Annotated in this window: 17 protein-coding genes and 1 riboswitch; of the genes, 9 read left to right on the plus strand and 8 right to left on the minus strand. The window is 61.3% G+C overall.

From position 1 onward, the window contains the following. Positions 1 to 3 precede the first annotated feature (3 nt). The 3 genes from gatC to gatB are packed head-to-tail and all read left to right on the plus strand — an operon-like array spanning position 4 to position 3,405. A complete protein-coding gene (gene gatC / locus L6758_RS06855) occupies positions 4 to 300 on the plus strand; it encodes an Asp-tRNA(Asn)/Glu-tRNA(Gln) amidotransferase subunit GatC (RefSeq protein WP_083093415.1) in 297 nt (98 codons plus the stop codon). A gap of 9 nt (positions 301 to 309) precedes the next feature. Continuing rightward, positions 310 to 1,899, plus strand: coding sequence for an Asp-tRNA(Asn)/Glu-tRNA(Gln) amidotransferase subunit GatA (gene gatA, locus L6758_RS06860; protein WP_237218617.1), 1,590 nt, complete (start codon positions 310 to 312; stop codon positions 1,897 to 1,899). After that, positions 1,900 to 3,405, plus strand: a complete 1,506-nt coding sequence (gatB, locus tag L6758_RS06865) for an Asp-tRNA(Asn)/Glu-tRNA(Gln) amidotransferase subunit GatB (RefSeq protein ID WP_237187310.1) — start codon at positions 1,900 to 1,902, stop codon at positions 3,403 to 3,405. Between the two features lie 501 nt (positions 3,406 to 3,906). Here the strand turns inward: gatB and L6758_RS06870 are convergent. Genes L6758_RS06870 through L6758_RS06880 form a run of 3 tightly spaced genes read right to left on the minus strand, consistent with a single transcriptional unit; the run spans position 3,907 to position 8,037 of the window. Then, positions 3,907 to 4,803, minus strand: a complete 897-nt coding sequence (locus L6758_RS06870) for a hypothetical protein (RefSeq protein ID WP_237218618.1) — start codon at positions 4,801 to 4,803, stop codon at positions 3,907 to 3,909. A gap of 1 nt (position 4,804) precedes the next feature. After that, on the minus strand, positions 4,805 to 5,845 hold the full coding sequence (locus L6758_RS06875) for a hypothetical protein (RefSeq protein WP_237218619.1): 1,041 nt from the start codon (positions 5,843 to 5,845) through the stop codon (positions 4,805 to 4,807). An 8-nt stretch (positions 5,846 to 5,853) separates the two neighbouring features. Further along, positions 5,854 to 8,037 (minus strand): S9 family peptidase, encoded by a 2,184-nt coding sequence (locus tag L6758_RS06880; RefSeq protein ID WP_237218620.1) that lies wholly within the window; start codon positions 8,035 to 8,037, stop codon positions 5,854 to 5,856. A gap of 138 nt (positions 8,038 to 8,175) precedes the next feature. Then, positions 8,176 to 8,293: riboswitch (SAM riboswitch) on the plus strand. Between the two features lie 121 nt (positions 8,294 to 8,414). Here L6758_RS06880 and L6758_RS06885 point away from each other — a divergent pair. From L6758_RS06885 to L6758_RS06895, 3 genes are read left to right on the plus strand one after another with little or no spacing between them, the layout of a single operon-like run. Further along, positions 8,415 to 9,761 (plus strand): O-acetylhomoserine aminocarboxypropyltransferase/cysteine synthase family protein, encoded by a 1,347-nt coding sequence (locus L6758_RS06885; RefSeq protein ID WP_237218621.1) that lies wholly within the window; start codon positions 8,415 to 8,417, stop codon positions 9,759 to 9,761. A 14-nt stretch (positions 9,762 to 9,775) separates the two neighbouring features. After that, positions 9,776 to 11,002: a homoserine O-acetyltransferase MetX gene (metX, locus tag L6758_RS06890; RefSeq protein WP_237218622.1), complete on the plus strand. Its 1,227-nt coding sequence runs from the start codon at positions 9,776 to 9,778 to the stop codon at positions 11,000 to 11,002. 30 nt (positions 11,003 to 11,032) lie between these two features. Beyond that, on the plus strand, positions 11,033 to 11,719 hold the full coding sequence (locus tag L6758_RS06895; RefSeq protein WP_237218623.1) for an alpha/beta hydrolase: 687 nt from the start codon (positions 11,033 to 11,035) through the stop codon (positions 11,717 to 11,719). A gap of 27 nt (positions 11,720 to 11,746) precedes the next feature. Here L6758_RS06895 and L6758_RS06900 read toward each other — a convergent pair whose 3' ends face one another. The 3 genes from L6758_RS06900 to L6758_RS06910 are packed head-to-tail and all read right to left on the minus strand — an operon-like array spanning position 11,747 to position 12,563. Then, positions 11,747 to 12,061 (minus strand): type II toxin-antitoxin system PemK/MazF family toxin, encoded by a 315-nt coding sequence (locus tag L6758_RS06900; RefSeq protein WP_272878324.1) that lies wholly within the window; start codon positions 12,059 to 12,061, stop codon positions 11,747 to 11,749. Between the two features lie 10 nt (positions 12,062 to 12,071). Then, positions 12,072 to 12,305, minus strand: coding sequence for a ribbon-helix-helix domain-containing protein (locus tag L6758_RS06905; RefSeq protein ID WP_272878323.1), 234 nt, complete (start codon positions 12,303 to 12,305; stop codon positions 12,072 to 12,074). A 39-nt stretch (positions 12,306 to 12,344) separates the two neighbouring features. Beyond that, positions 12,345 to 12,563, minus strand: a complete 219-nt coding sequence (locus tag L6758_RS06910; RefSeq protein ID WP_237206731.1) for an RNA-binding S4 domain-containing protein — start codon at positions 12,561 to 12,563, stop codon at positions 12,345 to 12,347. Between the two features lie 140 nt (positions 12,564 to 12,703). On the opposite strand from L6758_RS06910, the gene L6758_RS06915 reads away from it, so the two are divergent. Beyond that, the gene (locus L6758_RS06915) at positions 12,704 to 14,086 is read left to right on the plus strand and encodes a glycine--tRNA ligase (RefSeq protein WP_237218624.1); all 1,383 of its coding nucleotides are present in this window, start codon (positions 12,704 to 12,706) and stop codon (positions 14,084 to 14,086) included. A 153-nt stretch (positions 14,087 to 14,239) separates the two neighbouring features. On the opposite strand, the gene L6758_RS06920 is transcribed toward L6758_RS06915, so the two are convergent. Then, on the minus strand, positions 14,240 to 14,860 hold the full coding sequence (locus tag L6758_RS06920; RefSeq protein WP_237198630.1) for a GNAT family N-acetyltransferase: 621 nt from the start codon (positions 14,858 to 14,860) through the stop codon (positions 14,240 to 14,242). A gap of 196 nt (positions 14,861 to 15,056) precedes the next feature. Between L6758_RS06920 and L6758_RS06925 the strand changes: the two genes are divergently transcribed. Both L6758_RS06925 and L6758_RS06930 read left to right on the plus strand, forming a co-directional pair. After that, a complete protein-coding gene (locus L6758_RS06925) occupies positions 15,057 to 16,031 on the plus strand; it encodes a GNAT family N-acetyltransferase (protein ID WP_237218625.1) in 975 nt (324 codons plus the stop codon). A gap of 6 nt (positions 16,032 to 16,037) precedes the next feature. Beyond that, positions 16,038 to 16,373 (plus strand): MGMT family protein, encoded by a 336-nt coding sequence (locus tag L6758_RS06930; RefSeq protein WP_272879119.1) that lies wholly within the window; start codon positions 16,038 to 16,040, stop codon positions 16,371 to 16,373. A 362-nt stretch (positions 16,374 to 16,735) separates the two neighbouring features. On the opposite strand, the gene L6758_RS06935 is transcribed toward L6758_RS06930, so the two are convergent. Then, entirely contained in the window at positions 16,736 to 17,275 is a 540-nt protein-coding gene (locus L6758_RS06935; RefSeq protein ID WP_237218627.1) for a DUF3887 domain-containing protein, read from the minus strand. Positions 17,276 to 17,467: the final 192 nt, after the last annotated feature.

Consider the following 17,467-nt stretch of genomic DNA (forward strand, 5'->3'; position numbering starts at 1 on the left):
ATTATGTCTGCTATTACGAGTGAGCAGGTGGCACACCTTGCCATGCTGGCTCATATCGAGATGACTGATGAAGAGCTGGCCGCTATGGCCGCTGAGCTCGACGTCATCGTAGAATCCGTCAAGTCAGTCTCAGACGCCGTCTCAGACGATATTCCGGCAACCAGCCACCCCATCCCGCTCAAGAACGTCTTCCGTGACGACGTGGTGGGCGAAACCCTGACGGCTGAAGAAGCTCTCTCGGGTGCCCCCGATGCCGAAGACGGTAAGTTCAAGGTTCCGGCAATTCTGGACGAAGACTAAGGAGCGGGCATGAACGACATCATCAAACTTTCCGCAGCAGAACTTGCTGACAAGCTGGCCGCAGGGGAACTGACCTCTGTTGAGGCAACCCAGGCCTACATCGACCATATCATCGCCACCGACGGCGAACCCCTAGACGCAGATAACCGCGCAGCCGGTAAGAGCGGTCTCAACGCCTTCCTGCACCTCAACGCTGAAGAGGCCCTGGAAGTTGCTGCCGCTGTAGACGCAGACCGCGCCGCCGGCAAGGAACTCCCTGCCCTGGCAGGCGTCCCCATCGCCGTTAAAGACCTCATTGTCACCAAGGGCCAGCCCACCACCGCCGCCTCCCGTATGCTTGAGGGCTGGATGAGCCCCTACGACGGCACCGTCACCCAGAAGATCCGCGAGGCCCGCATGCCCATTCTGGGTAAGACCAACCTCGACGAGTTCGCCATGGGCTCCACCACCGAGCACTCAGCGTTCGGCGTCACTCGCAACCCCTGGGCCCTGGACCGCATTCCCGGTGGCTCCGGCGGCGGCTCCGCTGTAGCTGTTGCTGCCTTCCAGGCCCCCTTGGCCCTGGGCACCGATACCGGTGGCTCTATCCGCCAGCCCGCAGCCGTCACTGGCTCCGTTGGCGTCAAGCCCACCTACGGCTCGGTCTCCCGCTACGGCGTCATTGCCATGGCCTCATCCCTGGACCAGGTCGGCCCCTGTGCCCGCACCGTCCTCGACACCGCCCTGCTGCACGAGGTCATCGGCGGTCACGACCCCAAGGACTCCACCTCCCTGAACGAGCCCGTGCCCGCCTACGCGGACGCCGCCCGCGCCGGTGCCGCTGAAGGTGGCCTCAAGGGCCTGCGCGTCGGCGTCATCAAGGAGCTGACCGGCGAGGGCTTCCAGCCCGGCGTTATGGCCCGCTTCAACGAGTCCCTGGAGCTGCTCAAGGAAGCTGGCGCAGAAATCGTTGAGGTCTCTCTGCCCTCCGTCAAGGAAGCAATCGGGGCTTACTACCTGATTATGTCCTCCGAGGTCTCATCCAACCTGGCCAAGTACGACGGCGTCCGCTTCGGTCTGCGTAAGCTGCCCGAAGAAGGCCACGTCACCATCGAACGCGTCATGGCAGCCTCCCGTGCCGCAGGCTTCGGCTCAGAAGCCAAGCGCCGCATCATCCTGGGTACCTACGCCCTGTCCGCCGGCTACTACGACGCCTACTACGGCTCAGCCCAGAAGGTACGCACCCTGATTCAGCGCGACTACGCCAAGGCATTTGAGGTCGCAGACGTGCTGATCAGCCCCACCGCGCCCACCACCGCCTACAAGCTGGGGGAGAAGACCAAGGGCGACCCCATGGCCATGTACAAGGGCGATATCGCCACCGTACCCACCAACCTGGCCGGTGTACCCTCCCTGTCCCTGCCCGGTGGCCTGGCAGATGAGGACGGCCTGCCCGTCGGCATCCAGTTCACCGCCCCCGCCCACGAGGACGCCTGCCTCTACCGCGCCGGTGCTGGCCTGGAAGCCCTGCTGACCGCTAAGTGGGGTGGCTACCTGCACGAGCAGCTGCCCGACACCGCCGCCCTGATCCGTGACTTTGACTTCGAGGGAGCTAAGTAAATGTCTGACGAAATCCTGTCGTTTGAAGAAGCCATGGAGAAGTACGACCCCGTACTCGGCTTCGAGGTTCACGTAGAACTTAACACCAAGACCAAGATGTTCGACGCCGCTCCTAACGAGTTTGGCGATACCCCGAACACCAACGTCACCCCCGTCTCCCTGGGCCTGCCCGGTGTGCTGCCGGTGGTTAACGGTAAGGCTGTTGAATCAGCTATCAAGCTGGGCCTGGCACTGGGCTGCGAGATTGCGCCCGTTAGCCACTTTGCCCGCAAGAACTACTTCTACCCCGATACCCCCAAGAACTTCCAGACCTCCCAGTACGACGAGCCCATCGCCGCCAACGGGTCCCTGGACGTTGAACTGGAGGACGGCACCGTCTTCACCATAGACATCGAGCGTGCCCACATGGAAGAAGACGCTGGCAAGCTGACCCATAAGGGCGGCACCGCTGGCCGTATTCAGGGTGCAGACTTCTCTCTGGTCGACTACAACCGTGCCGGTGTTCCCCTGATTGAAATCGTGACCCGCCCCATCGTGGGTGCGGGCGATAAGGCCCCTGAGCTGGCCCGCGCCTACGTGGCTGCTATCCGCGAAATCGTCAAGAACCTGGGTATCTCCGACGCCCGCATGGAACGCGGTAACGTGCGCTGCGACGCCAACGTCTCGCTCATGCCCAAGGGATCCACCGAGTTCGGTACCCGCTCAGAAACCAAGAACGTCAACTCCCTGCGTTCGGTCGAGCGTGCAGTACGCTACGAGATTCAGCGTCACGCGGCCGTCCTCGAAGCTGGCGAGAAGGTTGTTCAGGAAACCCGCCACTGGCACGAAGACACCCGCGAGACCACCAGCGGCCGCCCCAAGTCTGACGCCGACGACTACCGCTACTTCCCCGAGCCCGACCTGGTTCCGGTCGTCACCGACGAAGAGTGGATTGAGCGCCTGCGCGCCGAGCTGCCCGAGCCTCCCGCCGAGCGCCGCCGCCGTCTGAAGGCCGACTGGGGCTTCTCGGACGAAGAGTTCCGCGACGTGGTCAACGCCGGTGCTATGGACGCCATTGAAGAGACCGTTGCCGCCGGTGCTCCCGCCTCAGTTGCTCGTAAGTGGTGGATGGGCGAGATCGCCCGTATTGCCAAGGAGCGCGAGGTTGAGCTGACCGAAACCGGTGCAACCGCCGCTACCATCGTTGAGCTCAACCAGCTGATTGAGGGTAAGAAGATCAACGATAAGATTGCCCGTCAGGTACTGGGCTTCGTCATTGAGGGCGAGGGCACCCCTGCTGAAATCGTTGAGAAGCGAGGCCTGGCCGTTGTTTCTGACGATTCGGCTCTGACTGCCGCTATCGACGAGGCTCTGGCCGCTATGCCCGATGTTGCCGACAAGATTCGCGCCGGTAAGGTGCAGGCCGCTGGCGCCGTCGTCGGCCAGGTTATGAAGGCTACCCGCGGTCAGGCAGATGCCGGACGCGTGCGCGAGCTGATTCTCGAAAAGCTGGGCGTCGAGGGCTAACCCCCTTTTCTCTGGTCAAGCTACTGACTGGGCGTTCTCCCCTGTGGGAGGGCGCCCGGTTTTTCTTGCCCTGGAGGGGGAAAGGGCACAAAGAAGGCGCCCGCTCTGGGAAAGAGGGGCGCCTTATTACTTTGCACCGCGGGTAGGGCTCTGGGGTAAAGAGCTCTACCCGGTGAACGGTCGGCGCACTAGGGAAAACTAACCGACCGCTAGGTTAGGTAGCAAAAATCGCACTGAAGCTACCTAGGGTCTCGATTTAACACGGTGAGAGACCCTCACACTAGCACAGAGGGGGGGAAACTAGGAGCGAAAAACATGCACCAGGGGCGGGATGTTCTTTTCAGAAGCTCTGAGTCTCGAACACCGGTTAGAAAATCGAGTGTAAGGAAAGATGGTTACCACATCCACCAAACCTTACACCTTTAGGTTATGTTCTCCCACGTCTCGCTTATATCGCAGTTTTACTGTGCGGCAAAAATTTTTGGGTGAAAACAAAGGGCCTTAGACAGCGGGGGCCCAGTTGAGGGCAAGAGTGGTGTCTTTGAGGCTGGGGTAGAAGTGGGAGAGGTAGTCGGTGACGGTTTCAGCACAGCTGGTGGTGATAGGGGAATGCCCGGCAGAGACCTGCTCGGTGAAGCTCACAGTTAGGGGGCTGCCTGCTGTGGTGAGCTTGATGGCTGCGGAGTAGCTGCGGTGGGTGAAGGGTAAAAGGAGCTGGTAGCTGCCGTCCGCCTGGGGGTGGACGGTGCCGCGGACGCTGAAACGCAGCATAAAGGTTTGTAGGGGCGGGATGAAGCTGGTGGGGGTGAAGACCCAGTCCTGGTCTTCACTCACGCGCGATACCGAAAAATGGCGGTTGGTGCAGATGAGCTCTTGCCCCTGGGGCAGGGCAAAGACGAAGGCTGAGCAGCCTGATTCGAGGCTGAGCAGGGTGTAGGTGGCGTTGAGGGTAAAGTCACCGGGAGCAGCCGGGGCAAGCTGAATGTCGAGGTAGCAGCTTGAGGTGAGTACCTGGGGGTTGGTGCGGAGGAACTGGACGGTTTCTGAGTCGTCGAAACCTTGAGTGGCTGCCTTGTGGAGGGTTTTTTGGGTGCGTTCGTCGAAGCCGAAGGTTTCGCTGAATAGGTCGATAGTTTCGCTGCTGATGTGCTCGCCGGTAATAGCGCGGCGCACCCGGTCTTTGTGCTTGTGGGGCGGGATTTCTAGGCCGTAGACGGTGTGCTGGTGGGCGCTGATGGCGCGGGCGATAGCCCTGATAGAGAAGGGGTTGGCTTCGCCCAGTTTTTCGTGGTGGATGTAGCGTTCCCAGGTGTCGCGCACATAGGGTTCCAAGAGCTCTGAGCGGAGTAGGGCGCTGACCAGCTGGGTGGTTGAGTCTGAGTGGGGTGTAGTAGACATGCTATGAGGTGGGGTCGGCGGGGGTGAGGCGGGAGAGCCAGGCGGGGTCATCCCCGTGGTAGTGGCGGATGGCTCCCTCGTAGTCGGCATCCCAGAAGTAGGCGAAAACGGTATCCTCGGCGATGGGGAAGCTCATGGAGTAGCGCTGCTGGGAGGGGAGCTCAACGACTTCTAGCAGGCTTTCGTTCTTCATGGTGTGGGACCAAATTTTTTGAACCATATTCGAGGGCTCCGCATCGAAAGTGAGCGTTAGGGAGACGTTGAACCGTGCCGGGGTGAAGGGGCCCAGCGAGGCGTAGTTGCATTTTTCTTGTTCCAGTAGCATGGGGTCGATGTCGAGGTCGATACGGTAGCGAATCTGGTGTACCTGGCCGTAGCGGACGGGGGCAGGCGGCTTGATAGCGAGCTGCCACATGGTGTTTTCCGGGTGGTGGATGTGGGCGTGTTCGTGCTCGTTCATGGAGACCAGCTCGCCGCCCTCGATGAGGGTGACGGTAGAGTCGGTGGATTCGAACCGGGGGGAGATGAGGGTGAGTTCGTCGATTTCGGAGCGGATGATCTCGGTGACGACGAAGTGGCGCATGAACCCGAATCGGTCGATGTGGCCGTCCATCAGGGTGGAGAGGGAGGTGTAGTTGCGGGTGTCGATGGTGCGTTCGGCGCTGGTGAGGGTCTCTGCCCGCTGGGCGAGCTTGCGGCTGAGGCTGTGGGCTGAGAGGGCCCGCTGCAGTTCTCTGGCTTCGGCTGAGGTGAACTCGAAGGCCGTGATGAACATGTGGGCGGTGGCGTCCGAAATCGCTTCGCCGTTCAGGGCGCGCGAGACCCGGTCTTTGATGGTGGCCGGGTCGATGTCCTGGTCCAGGTAGTCAGAAAGCTCGTAGGCGATGAAGGTAGCTACGGCTCGTTGGTTGATGGAGTTACCCCGGCGTCTTTGCACGTGCCGCATCCACTTTTCCCGGTAGGGAGGCTTATTCAGCAGGGAGAGCAGGATTTCGTGGGGGACACGCGGGGTGAGATCTACTAGATCGGCGGATGGGGGCATGGGCGGGTTTACTCCGTGACGCTAGTGGCATCCAGGTGGGTGAGCAGGAAGGAGTAGTCCCAGGCGATTTCGCGCCAGGCGGTGTAGCGGCCTGAGCCGCCGCCGTGGCCGCCGTCCATCTCAATTTTGAGCAGGGGAGTGGGGGAGGCCGGGTCGATGGTTTCGCGCAGGGCTGCTACCCACTTAGCCGGTTCGACGTAGAAGACGCGGGTGTCGTTGAGGGAGGTAACAGCTGCGATGGCCGGGTACTTGACGGGGCGGATGTTTTCGTAGGGGGTGTAGGACTTCATGTAGTCGTAGACCTCCTTGTCGGTGATGGGGTTGCCCCACTCTTCCCATTCCAGGGCTGAGAGCGGCAGGTTGGGGTCGAGAATGGTGGTGAGGGCGTCCACGAAGGGGACCTGGGCCAAGCAGGCCGCGTATTTCTCGGGGGCCATGTTGACGACGGCGCCCATGAGCAGGCCGCCGGCTGAGCCACCCATGATACCGATACGGGCAGCGTCCACCCATGCCTGGGAGGCTAGGAAGTCGGTGGCGTCGATGAAGTCGGTGAAGGTGTTTTTCTTGGCTAGCTTCTTGCCCTCGGTGTACCAGGCGCGGCCCATTTCGCCGCCACCGCGGATGTGGGCAACGACGAAGATAACGCCGCGGTCCAGCACGCTGAGGCGGGCGGTGGAGAAATAGGGGTCCATGGAGGACTCATAGGACCCGTAGCCGTACTGAATCAGGGGGTTTTCCCGCGACTTATCGAGGTCGGCGCGGTGCATGACGGAGAGCGGAATCATGGCTCCGTCCGCTGCCGGTGCCCACATGCGGTAGGCGGTGTAGTTCTCGGGCTCGTAGCCGATGACGGGGGTGCGGCGGCGCAGTACGAGGTCGTCGGTATCGGGGAAGTAGTCGTAGACGCTGCTGGGGGTGAGGTAGGAGGTGTAGTTTAGGCGGATAACCGGGGACATGATGTTCACACCGGAGAAGGCTGACGTGTAGAGCTCTTCGGTGAAGCCGCCGGGCTCATAGAGGTCAATACCCTGGGGGTGGGCAGAAGCTGCCTGCTCAGCGAGAGCGGTACGCGGGGCAACGAATACCTTAACGGTGGTGTTCTCACGGGCCATGAGCACAAGATGGTTGCGGGAGAACTTGAAACCCTCTAGGCGGACGTCCGCGCGGTGGGGCACCAGGGGAATCCAGCTGGCCTTGAAGTCGGCAAAGGGTACGTACTCCTCACGCAGGGGAGCCAGCACGATTTCGCCGTTGGGAGCCTCGTGGTTATGGCCGATGACCAGGTAGCCGGTGCCCTCCACGTCGATGATGTCGGTGGAGTACTCGATGCCGGCGTCCCGCTTCATGATGAGCGTGGGCTCTAGCTGACCCAGCTCGTGGATGTTAATAATGCGGGTCTCTGAATACTCGGAGTTTGAAGAGGTAATGACCACGTGGGTGCGGGAGGACGACATGCCGGCCCCCAGCCAGAGCCCGTTGTCGTCCTCGCGGTAGAGGGCGAAATCTTCAGACGAACTGGTGCCGATAGCGTGGGCGCGCACCTCGTAGGGGCGCCAGGACTCATCGGCTACCGAGTAGATCAGGTGCTTAGCGCCGGAGGCAAAGAAAGCACCAGCGAAGACGTCCTCAATCTTTTCCTCCAGAATCTCGCCGGTATCGAGGTTCTTGAAGTACTGGGTGTAGCGCTCATCGCCTGAATCGTCCACACCGAAGGTCAGCAGGGAACCGTCGCGGGTGACCTGAAAGGAACCCAGCGAGAAGAAAGCCATATCGCGGGCGAACTCGTTACAGTCCAGCACTACCTGCTCACCGTCAAGCGGCTCACCGGGGCGGACGACCGGCGGCTGGTAGCGCTCTTCAACGCTGCCCTCGGTCAGGGCGGGGACGCGGCACATGACCGGGTACTGTTCACCGGCAACCGTGCGGTTAAAGTACCACCAGGCCCCGCGGCGGGAAGGTACCGACATGTCGGTCAGCTGGGTGCGCCCCTTAATCTCTTCAAAAATAGCATCGCGAAGGGGCTGCTGATCTTCAGTGACCGCCTCGGTAAAGGCGTTCTCAGCGCGCAGATGCTCTAGAACCTCGGCGCTTTCCTTATCGCGCAACCACTCATAGTGATCAACAAAAGTATCACCGTGATGGGTGCGCTCAACGGGTACACGCTTGGCAAGAGGAGGAGTCAGAGACATCATCAGCCCTTTCGTAAAAACTCGCTTCCCACCATTCTAAATGACGCTCACAGAACGTAACGTACGCAATACAAGGACACATGCTGAAACTTTAGAGCTCTTTCTTGACGCTCCCCGGGTGAGCCAGCCAGACTAGAGACAGGTCAAGAGAACCAGCGCTAAGCCCCAGCTAGCTGGTCGGCAACCCTCCACTCGCGGTGGGGTGCCCTGGGTGAAGACCTGGCGTACCTACCGAGAACCAGGTACGCAAGCGCGGGACCGATGTGCCTCTATCTTCTGTGAGGGCATCAGATTCTTTTCCTCCTTACCCGGGCGGAAGATACGGCATGCGGCCCGTTTCAACTAAACACTGAGACAAACCTTCATTGAGGAGTAACCGCATGACCACCGAGAACACCGTTCCCACCCCCTCAAACCCCACCGGCTGGAAGTTCGAAACCCAGCAGATTCACGCGGGCCAGGAACCCGACCCGACAACCGGCGCTCGCGCCCTACCTATCTACCAGACCACGTCCTTTGTCTTCAAGGACTCCGCCCAGGCAGCTGGCCGCTTCGCCCTCTCCGAGCTGGGCCCCATCTACTCCCGCATCAACAACCCCACCCAGGAAGCGGTCGAAAACCGCATCGCGGCCTTGGAAGGCGGCGTCGGTGCCCTGCTGCTGGCCAGCGGCCAGGCAGCCTCAACCTTCGCAATCCTGAATATTGCCGGGGCCGGGGACCACATCGTTGCCTCCCCCTCCCTCTACGGCGGCAGCTTCAACCTGCTCAAGTACACCCTCAAGAACCTCGGCATCGAAACCACCTTCGTTGACGATCCTGCCGACCCCGAGTCCTGGCGAGCAGCAGCCCGCGAGAACACCAAGGCCTTCTACGCAGAAACCCTGCCCAACCCCCGCGGCGACGTCCTCGATATCGAAGCTATCTCGGGTGTAGCCCACGAGGTTGGTGTGCCCCTCATCGTCGATAACACCATTGCCACCCCCTACCTGCTCAACCCCATCAAGCACGGCGCTGACGTGGTCATCCACTCCGCTACCAAATACCTGGGTGGCCACGGCACCTCGGTCGGCGGCGTCATCGTAGACTCCGGTAACTTCGACTACGGCGCCTACCCCGACAAGTACCCCCTCTTCAACCAGCCCGACGAAAGCTACCACGGCCTGGTCTACGCCCGCGACCTCGGTGCGGACGGTGCCTTCGGAGTCAACCTCTCCTACATCCTCAAAGCCCGCGTCTCCCTACTGCGCGACCTCGGCTCCTCCATCTCACCGACCAACGCCTTCAACATCGCCATCGGCCTTGAAACCCTCTCCCTGCGCGTAGAACGCCACGTAGAGAACGCCCTCAAAGTCGCCCAGTTCCTCAAAGACCACCCCCAGGTCGAATCGGTCACCTACTCCGGCCTGCCCGATTCCCCCTACTACGAACTGGCCCAAAAGTACCTGCCCAAGGGTGCTGGTGCCGTCCTCGGCTTCACCCTTAAGGACGCCGACGCCGAAACCGCCCAGAAATTCGTGGACTCCCTCTCCCTCCACTCCCTGCTGGTCAACATCGGTGACGTGCGCTCGCTGGCCGTACACCCGGCGTCCACTACTCACAGCCAGTCCACCACCGAAGAGCTTGAAGCCATCGGCATCAACCCCGCCTTCATCCGCCTCTCGGTAGGTATCGAACACATCGACGACATCCTCGCCGACCTCGAACTCGGCTTCACCGCCATCCGCTAAGGAAAGGTAGCTCAATGACGACCGCCCGCCCCGCTGAGACCACCCCCACCCGTACCGACGGCGTCCTCACCTACGCCAAAGTCGGCGACCTGACCCTCGAATCAGGGGCAGTATTGCCCGACGTCACCATCGGCTACGAAACCTGGGGAACCCTCAACGAGGCGGGCGACAACGCCATTTTGATCCTGCACGCCCTGACCGGTGACACCCACGTCTCGGCAGGGCGCGTAGGGGCGGACGCCAGCGAGCACGACAGAGAGGCCGCCGAAGCCGCCGGCTGGTGGCCCACCGCCGTCGGCCCCGGCCGCGTCATCGACACCGACAAATACTTTGTCATCTCACCCAACATGCTTGGCGGCTGCTACGGCTCCACCGGCCCCGCCTCACCAGCCCCCGCCAGCATCGACCCCGACCGCAAGCCCTGGGGGTCCCGCTTCCCCCTGGTTACCATCCGCGACGGCGTCCGCGCCGAAAAACGCCTGCTCGACCAGCTCGGCGTTACCTCCCTCCACCACGTCATCGGCGGCTCCCTCGGCGGTGCCCGCGCCGCCGAATGGGCCGTCACCTACCCCGAGCTCGTCCGCTCCTGTGCCGTCATCGCCTCCGGCCCCGCCGCCACCGCCGAACAAATCGCCTGGGGCCACATGCAAAACCTGGCGATCCGCCAAGACCCCGCCTTCGCCGGCGGCGACTACTACCCCGGCCCCGGCCCCGTCACCGGCCTGGCCCTGGCCCGCCGCATCGCCCACACCACCTATCGCTCCGCCGCTGAACTCCACTTCCGCTTCGGCCGCGACGCCCAAGACGGCCACAACGTCCTGCACCCCGTTTCCGCAGAACGCGGCCGCTACCAGGTCGAAAACTACCTCGACCACCACGGCACCAAACTCACCAACCGCTTCGACGCAGGCTCCTACCTGGCCATCAACGAAGCCCTACTCTCCCACGACCTCGGCCGCGACCGCGGCGGCCTCGAAAAAGCCCTTGCCCGCACCACCTGTAACTGGACCATCGCCTACGTCGACTCCGACCGCCTCTTCTTCCCCTCCGACTCCCACATCCTGGCAGCCTCCCTGCCCAACCCCGTAGAGCCAGCCGTTATCCACTCACCCTGCGGCCACGACGGCTTCCTCATCGAGCACGAACAGCTCGAAAGAATTCTCGCTACCAGCATCGAAACCCAGGACGCCGCCGACGAAGCAAAACCGCAGGGGCGCAAGCACCTGTGGGCAGTGGCCTAGGCTGGCTCTGCCGGTGGTAAGTTGGGGGTTATGAACCAGTACACTGTTGAATATTCAAAGGCAGAACCCTTTCGCCGGGGTACCCACCTGGTTGTCCTTCTGCACGGCTACGGCTCCCATGAACGCGACCTGCTGGGGCTCACCCCCTATCTGCCGAGCGAGAAGGTGACCTACGCGTCCGTCCGCGCGCCCCAGCCCGTTGGCTACCAGCTACCGGCGGACGCAGGCTCCGCCTACGTTGAAGGCTCCGCTATGGGTTACCAGTGGTGGCCCCTCAATCAGCAGCTTGAAACCGTAGGCTTCACCGCAATCGAACTAGCCGTGGACTACCTGCTGGGCTGGCTCGAACCCATCGCCGCCGACTACGACAGCGTGACCCTGCTGGGCTTCTCCCAGGGCATGGCTCTTGCCACCTCGGTAGCCCGTGCCCGCCCCGATCTCATCAAGGCCGTGGTAGGGCTCTCCGGCTACGCCGTGGCCGGTGGGGAGCACTACTTCAAGGACGCCCAGCTAGTTGACGAGCCCCTGCCCCTCTTCTGGGGGCGCGACGAAGCTGACCCCATCATCACCCCCGACAAAATTGCCTACACCCAGGAGTGGGTAGCCGGCCACACCGCTCTCACCGCCCAGACCTACCCCAACATCGGGCACGGGGTCGCCGCCGCAGAACTCACCCACATCACAGCCTTCCTCAATGAGAAAGTGCTTGCCGAATAATGATGTGTAAGGACTGCGGGCTCGCCTTTAACGGGCTAGGGGAGCCCGCAGATCAAACGCGAAAATAATTGCCTGGGCTAGCTGTTTTTCCTGAGGCTCCGTGAGGTAACCAATCGTCCGCCCTAGGGTGTCCTGACGGACCGTCAGGATGTTATCCACAGAAATAGCGCACTCACGGTCAAGACCGTTAGCAGGTCCTAGTAAGACCTCGCTCGATAGCCCCTTGATCGTTGAGGTGATAGGGGCGATGGTCACCTTAGTCATCGCAAACCGCGTAGGCTCGCGCGTCAAAATGACCGCTGGCCTTGTCTTATCGAGATGGACTAAACAAATTTCGCGCACGATTCAACGCCTACTGCTGAGACGAAGGCGTGCTGCTGGCCCAGTCCACTAACTCGTCCAGGTCATCCTCTGGGCCCAGAGAAGCCAGAATAGCTGCATCAACTAAAGCCGCCCGGCGTCGCCTCTCATGCTCAAGCGCCTCAGCAACAATCTCAGCGCGGCTTCTAGCCTGGCCTTCCTCAACCTCATGATCAAGAAAGGCCACTAAATCATCGGGTAAACGGACTGCAATCTGAACTGTCATAACCCGAGAATACCAATATGGGATTCGCTTAGCTAGAGGTTATTCAACCTCCACCTGCACGGTCACGCCGTTCAGCTCAACGGTATCGCCGGCATGCAGCTGACGGCCGCGCTGCTCACAAATCTCACCGTTCACCTTCACCAGGCCGTCCTGAATCACCTCACGGGCATGCACCCCGTTCTCCACCAGGTTAGCCAGCTTCAAAAACTGGCCCAGGCGAATCATCTCATCACGAATAAAAACAGACTCAATACTCATACCCACCACTCTACCCGCGCCAACACTCGCACCCCTACGTACGGTAGGCTTAAAGACGAGTGCGCCACCCGGCCCACTTTCTTTTTACATCCAAGCACGCCACAACCGGTGGCGCAGGCTCATAGGAGAAACCAAAAACCATGGCACCGAAGTCCAAACTCGACAACGTTATTTCACTGGCCAAGCGCCGCGGATTCGTCTTCCAGGCAGGTGAAATCTACGGAGGATCCCGCTCAGCATGGGACTACGGCCCGCTCGGTGCCGAACTCAAAGAAAACATCCGCCAGCAGTGGTGGCAGACCTTCGTACGCGGCCGCGAAGACATGGTCGGCCTCGACTCCTCCATCATCCTGCCCAAGGCAGTCTGGGAAGCATCAGGCCACGTCGCAACCTTCACCGACCCCCTCGTTGAATGCCTCTCCTGCCACTCCCGCCACCGCCAGGACCACCTCATCGAAGCCTTCGAAGCCAAGAAGGGCCGCGCCCCCGAAAACGGCATGGGCGACATCGTCTGCCCCAAGTGCGGCACCAAGGGCCAGTGGACCGAACCCCAAAACTTCTCCGGCCTCATGAAAACCTACCTCGGCCCCGTCGACAACGAAGAAGGCCTGCACTACATGCGCCCCGAAACCGCCCAGGGCATCTTCGTCAACTTCAACAACGTCGTCACCGCCGCCCGCAAGCGTCCGCCCTTCGGCATCGGCCAAATCGGCAAGGCCTTCCGCAACGAAATCACCCCCGGCAACTTCATCTTCCGAACCCGCGAGTTCGAACAGATGGAAATCGAATACTTCGTGCACCCCGACGACGCCCCCAAGTACTACGACCAGTGGATCGAAGACTGCTGGAACTGGTTCGTCGACCTCGGCATCAACCCCGACAACATGCGCAAATTCGACGTACCCGAAGACGACCGCGCCCACTACTCCGCAGGCACCATGGACCTCGAATACCGCTTCGGCTTCCAGGGCTCCGAATGGGGCGAACTCATGGGCGTCGCCAACCGCACCAACTACGACCTCGGCGTGCACAACGAACACTCCAACGCCAAGCTCGAATACTTCGACCAGGGCACCGGCGAACGCTACGTCCCCTACGTCATCGAACCCTCCTTCGGCCTGACCCGCTCCATGATGGCCTTCCTCGTCGACTCCTACGTCGAAGACGAAGCCCCCAACACCAAGGGCGGCGTCGACAAGCGCACCGTGCTCAAGCTAGACCCGCGCCTGGCCCCCGTCAAGGCAGCCGTCTTGCCCCTATCTAAGAAGGAAGACCTCGTCCCCACCGCCAAGAACCTGGCCGACGAACTCCGCCGCAACTGGAACATCGACTACGACGACGCCGGCGCCATCGGCCGCCGCTACCGCCGCCAGGACGAAATCGGCACCCCCTTCTGCATCACCGTCGACTTCGACACCCTCGAAGACCAGGCCGTCACCATCCGCGAACGCGACACCATGACCCAGGAACGCGTCTCACTCGACCAGGTCACCGCCTACCTGGCAGCCAAGCTGACTAAGTAGGTGTATCTATAGGTACATAAAAGGACGGACGCGCGTTCGCCTGCTGACCCTCTTGGGGCTCGCGCTGGGGCGCTCACCCCAATTCACGCCAGCCCCGAGCCAGCAGGCTCTCCGCACGTCCGTCCTTTTCCTATACCTCCAGCACCTTCGGCGCTAGATTTCTACCCTCTTCAAGTCGAGGGTCAGGTGGCCTGCCATCGAGCGGGCGGCCTCCCAGTCACTGCGTAACACCGCTTTCAGTACCGCGTCATGGTACTCGCCGTCAATCAGAAAAGCCTCGCGGCGGCGTCCTTCCGCTACAAAACCGCAGGAGGTATAAACATGCTTGGCGCGTTCGTTGAAATCCAGCACCTCCAGCTCAATGCGGTGCAGGCCCAGCGTCTCAAAACCGTAATCCACCATCATCTTCGTGGCCTCAGTGCCGTAGCCCTTATTCTGGCCAGCCCGCCCAATCGCAATCCGGTAATTCACCGAATTATTATCAGGGTCGTACTCATTGAAAACAACCTCACCGACATACTTCTGCTGGTCCAGGGCAAAAACGGCCAGGTCCAGACGGTTCTTCTTCTCATTGCGACGGGAATACCACTCGCGGGTCATCGCCTCCTCAAAAGGGTGAGACTCGGTTGAACGAGAATGAACAGTGCCGGTCTTAATCAGAACCTCCGGCTCCTGCAGAATACCAATCATGGCATCAATGGCCTCGGCGTCGAAGGGACGCAGCTCAATGCGGGAACCTACGAGGGTGGGCTTGTGGGCAAGGGGAGAAGTCATAACACCACGCTAAACAATAGAGTCAAATAAACTTTAAGCCCTTAAAGTCTAGCCGGTAACGGGCTGGTGAAATCAAGGTGCGGCCCGGGCGGTTCACGCTCAGCGTGCGCGCCTTTTACCCCGCGGACGCCCGCAACTTAGGCAGGGGCGCTAAAGTAGATGGGTACACCCCACCGGCTACCCGAAAGGCACCACCGTGAGCACTGCCGAGAATACCTACACCCTACGCCTCTGGCGAGAGGGCGACACCCTAGCCCTGCTCGAATACTGGCACGATGCCGAAAACCGGCAGGTAGCCGCCTTCCGCTCGTCCTTCGGGCCCGACTCAGACACCCGCTTCTCCCGCACCCTCGTCGCCGAGCACCAGGGCGTTCCCGTGGCCGCAGGTACCGTTTACGAGACCGACCTGCACCCCAACCGGCTCTGGTCCTACATCGAAGTAGCCCCCGAGCATCGCCGGGCAGGCCTGGGTAGCTTGCTCCTAGAGGCCTTGAAGGACGCCGCCGCCTCATCTTCTCGTGGCGTTTCGGCTTTTCGCGCCACCGTGGAACCAGAATCCACAGGCCTTACCTTTGCCTTAGCCCGTGGTTTCAAGGCTGCCCAGCGCTCGCGCATGGTGCGTATTGAAGCCGGGGCGGTGCCGTCCGTACCCCTGTGCCAGGATGACTCCGAACGCATCACCCAGGCCATCGAAGACCTGGCCACCGGGTCAGTGGAACTGACCCAGCGCTTCTGGGACTTCTACCGGGCCGTGCACACCTGGGACGAACCTGCCGACCTCCCCATAGGCCGCATTAACCGTCTCTTCCTCTCCGATGAGGCTGAAGCCCTAGGCGCCGTCGTGCTGCGCGACGATGTGCTGCGTGCCCAGGCCAACGGGAAGAAGGGCGACATTATCGCCTTTGCTGTGAGCTACCGCCCCATCGAGGTAGATGCTGGTCAGATGCCCGTCTCTGAAGATGATGCCACCGAAATTACCATTGGCTACCGGGTGGGGCACCCCGGCGCCCGCGAAGCTATTATGCAGCTGCTTTCGGTGCTGACTGGCTCCTACGCCGTGCAGATCGAGGTCGATGACTCCATGGAAGATTTGGCTGTGCTGATCGACCAGCTGGTGAAGATGGGCGCCGCCACCGTGACCAGCGAGTCCCTGGTACTGGTTGACGGTTAAAGGCCCGTGGACGATGCACGGGTAGAGAGAATCTTACGGGTGGCTGAGTGCGTTCCCGCCGGGCAGGTCGCTACCTACGGTGACGTCGGTGCGGTCGCTGGCGAATCGCCCCGGCTGGTGGGGCGCACCCTCGCGCTCTGGGGGTCGAGTGTGCCCTGGTGGCGCATCTGCAACGCCCGCGGTGAGATACCGGGGCACCTGGAGCAGGCACGCCCCCACTGGCAGAGCGAGGGTACCCCGCTTACCGGCGCGGGGCGGGTCGCTCTGGGTGCTGCCCGTATGGACGCGGACGTCCTTGCTCGTCTCTCTGCCCCGCGGTTAGCTGAGCTGGGGGAGGACTAGGCAGGAGCTAGACGCCGATGTCGCGGGCCCTGCGTCTCTGGGCTGATGCCTCTCGTGCACTGTAACTTGTACTGAGGTACCCAATGAGTGGCCAAGCAATAGCGTGTTGGACTTCCATATCCCACACGGTATTGAGAATCGCCCAAAAAACCCAGGTGAACGTTAGGGTCCCGGCAAACAGTCCAGGTCGCCATACCATCGTGCGGCTCCCCTTGGGGCGCAGGAACCACTGAGTAAGCACTGTTCCAACAGCCACGAGACCAACTGCCCAGAGGGCCAGGGCTAGTTCATGGCTGAGATACCAGGTGATACAACCGTGGAGACCCCACAGTCCCACCATGATGAGGGGTGCGTAGATGCTGTTACCAGGGGAGGGGCGTCGAGTCGTCATTGAAGATCACCAATCCTGTTACTTTGCGGGCTGAGTTGAAAGAGAGTTGGCCGACCGGCTCTCCATGTTCGTGGCGCAGCCGGTAGGTGAGAGTAAAGCCGGAGCCTGTCTGCTCCACTACCGTTTTCTTGACTTCGACAAAGGGGCCATCTGCCTCAAGTACCTGCTGCCAGGTTTTCAGAATCTTGCGTTTAGACAGTAACCGGGCGGTTGTGTAGGTCATGTGGCTGTGTACATGCTCAATGTCTTCGTGGGCAAGTGCGGTGAAGAGGGCCTCGGTGACTTGTTCCAGTTCCACCTGAATCTGTGAGAGAGACCGGGCGTTGTAGACAGTCTCTGAAAAGCGCTGGGCAGCAGCCTGTTTAGTCACGCCGATAGCCGAGCCGATGAGCTGCCAGGTGGCGCCGCCTGCGCGAGCCGCCTGCACGGCGTCCTCAAGCGCACGGGTTGCCTGGCTAACCTGCTCGTTAGCGGCGCGGACGGCGGTAATGCGCGGGTCGTTGGACTGCACGGGGCCTCCTTTCTTAGGCGCTTTCTTAGGTGCGTCAAGCAATCTTGACGTATCACAAGTATGTGATTGTTCTTGGGTGCCTGTCAAGAGGTTTTGACGATTCACCGATTGGGTTGGGGGTGCTGCCTATGCTGAGGGCGCGTATGTGGAAAATATTTACTTTAAAACTAACCCCCTGTTACTTTCTTCCTC

Origin of the sequence: Rothia nasimurium, assembly GCF_928382285.1 — a bacterium.
Lineage (GTDB): Bacteria > Actinomycetota > Actinomycetes > Actinomycetales > Micrococcaceae > Rothia > Rothia nasimurium_E.

Excerpts from the sequence above, each read along its gene's own strand:
- metX (WP_237218622.1), top strand. The coding sequence starts at position 9,776 with ATGACGACCGCCCGCCCCGCTGAGACCACCCCCACCCGTACCGACGGC.
- L6758_RS06885 (WP_237218621.1), top strand. The coding sequence starts at position 8,415 with ATGACCACCGAGAACACCGTTCCCACCCCCTCAAACCCCACCGGCTGG.
- L6758_RS06870 (WP_237218618.1), bottom strand. The coding sequence starts at position 4,803 with ATGTCTACTACACCCCACTCAGACTCAACCACCCAGCTGGTCAGCGCC.
- L6758_RS06875 (WP_237218619.1), bottom strand. The coding sequence starts at position 5,845 with ATGCCCCCATCCGCCGATCTAGTAGATCTCACCCCGCGTGTCCCCCAC.
- L6758_RS06915 (WP_237218624.1), top strand. The coding sequence starts at position 12,704 with ATGGCACCGAAGTCCAAACTCGACAACGTTATTTCACTGGCCAAGCGC.
- L6758_RS06910 (WP_237206731.1), bottom strand. The coding sequence starts at position 12,563 with ATGAGTATTGAGTCTGTTTTTATTCGTGATGAGATGATTCGCCTGGGC.
- gatB (WP_237187310.1), top strand. The coding sequence starts at position 1,900 with ATGTCTGACGAAATCCTGTCGTTTGAAGAAGCCATGGAGAAGTACGAC.
- gatC (WP_083093415.1), top strand. The coding sequence starts at position 4 with ATGTCTGCTATTACGAGTGAGCAGGTGGCACACCTTGCCATGCTGGCT.
- L6758_RS06880 (WP_237218620.1), bottom strand. The coding sequence starts at position 8,037 with ATGATGTCTCTGACTCCTCCTCTTGCCAAGCGTGTACCCGTTGAGCGC.
- L6758_RS06920 (WP_237198630.1), bottom strand. The coding sequence starts at position 14,860 with ATGACTTCTCCCCTTGCCCACAAGCCCACCCTCGTAGGTTCCCGCATT.
- L6758_RS06895 (WP_237218623.1), top strand. The coding sequence starts at position 11,033 with ATGAACCAGTACACTGTTGAATATTCAAAGGCAGAACCCTTTCGCCGG.
- gatA (WP_237218617.1), top strand. The coding sequence starts at position 310 with ATGAACGACATCATCAAACTTTCCGCAGCAGAACTTGCTGACAAGCTG.
- L6758_RS06905 (WP_272878323.1), bottom strand. The coding sequence starts at position 12,305 with ATGACAGTTCAGATTGCAGTCCGTTTACCCGATGATTTAGTGGCCTTT.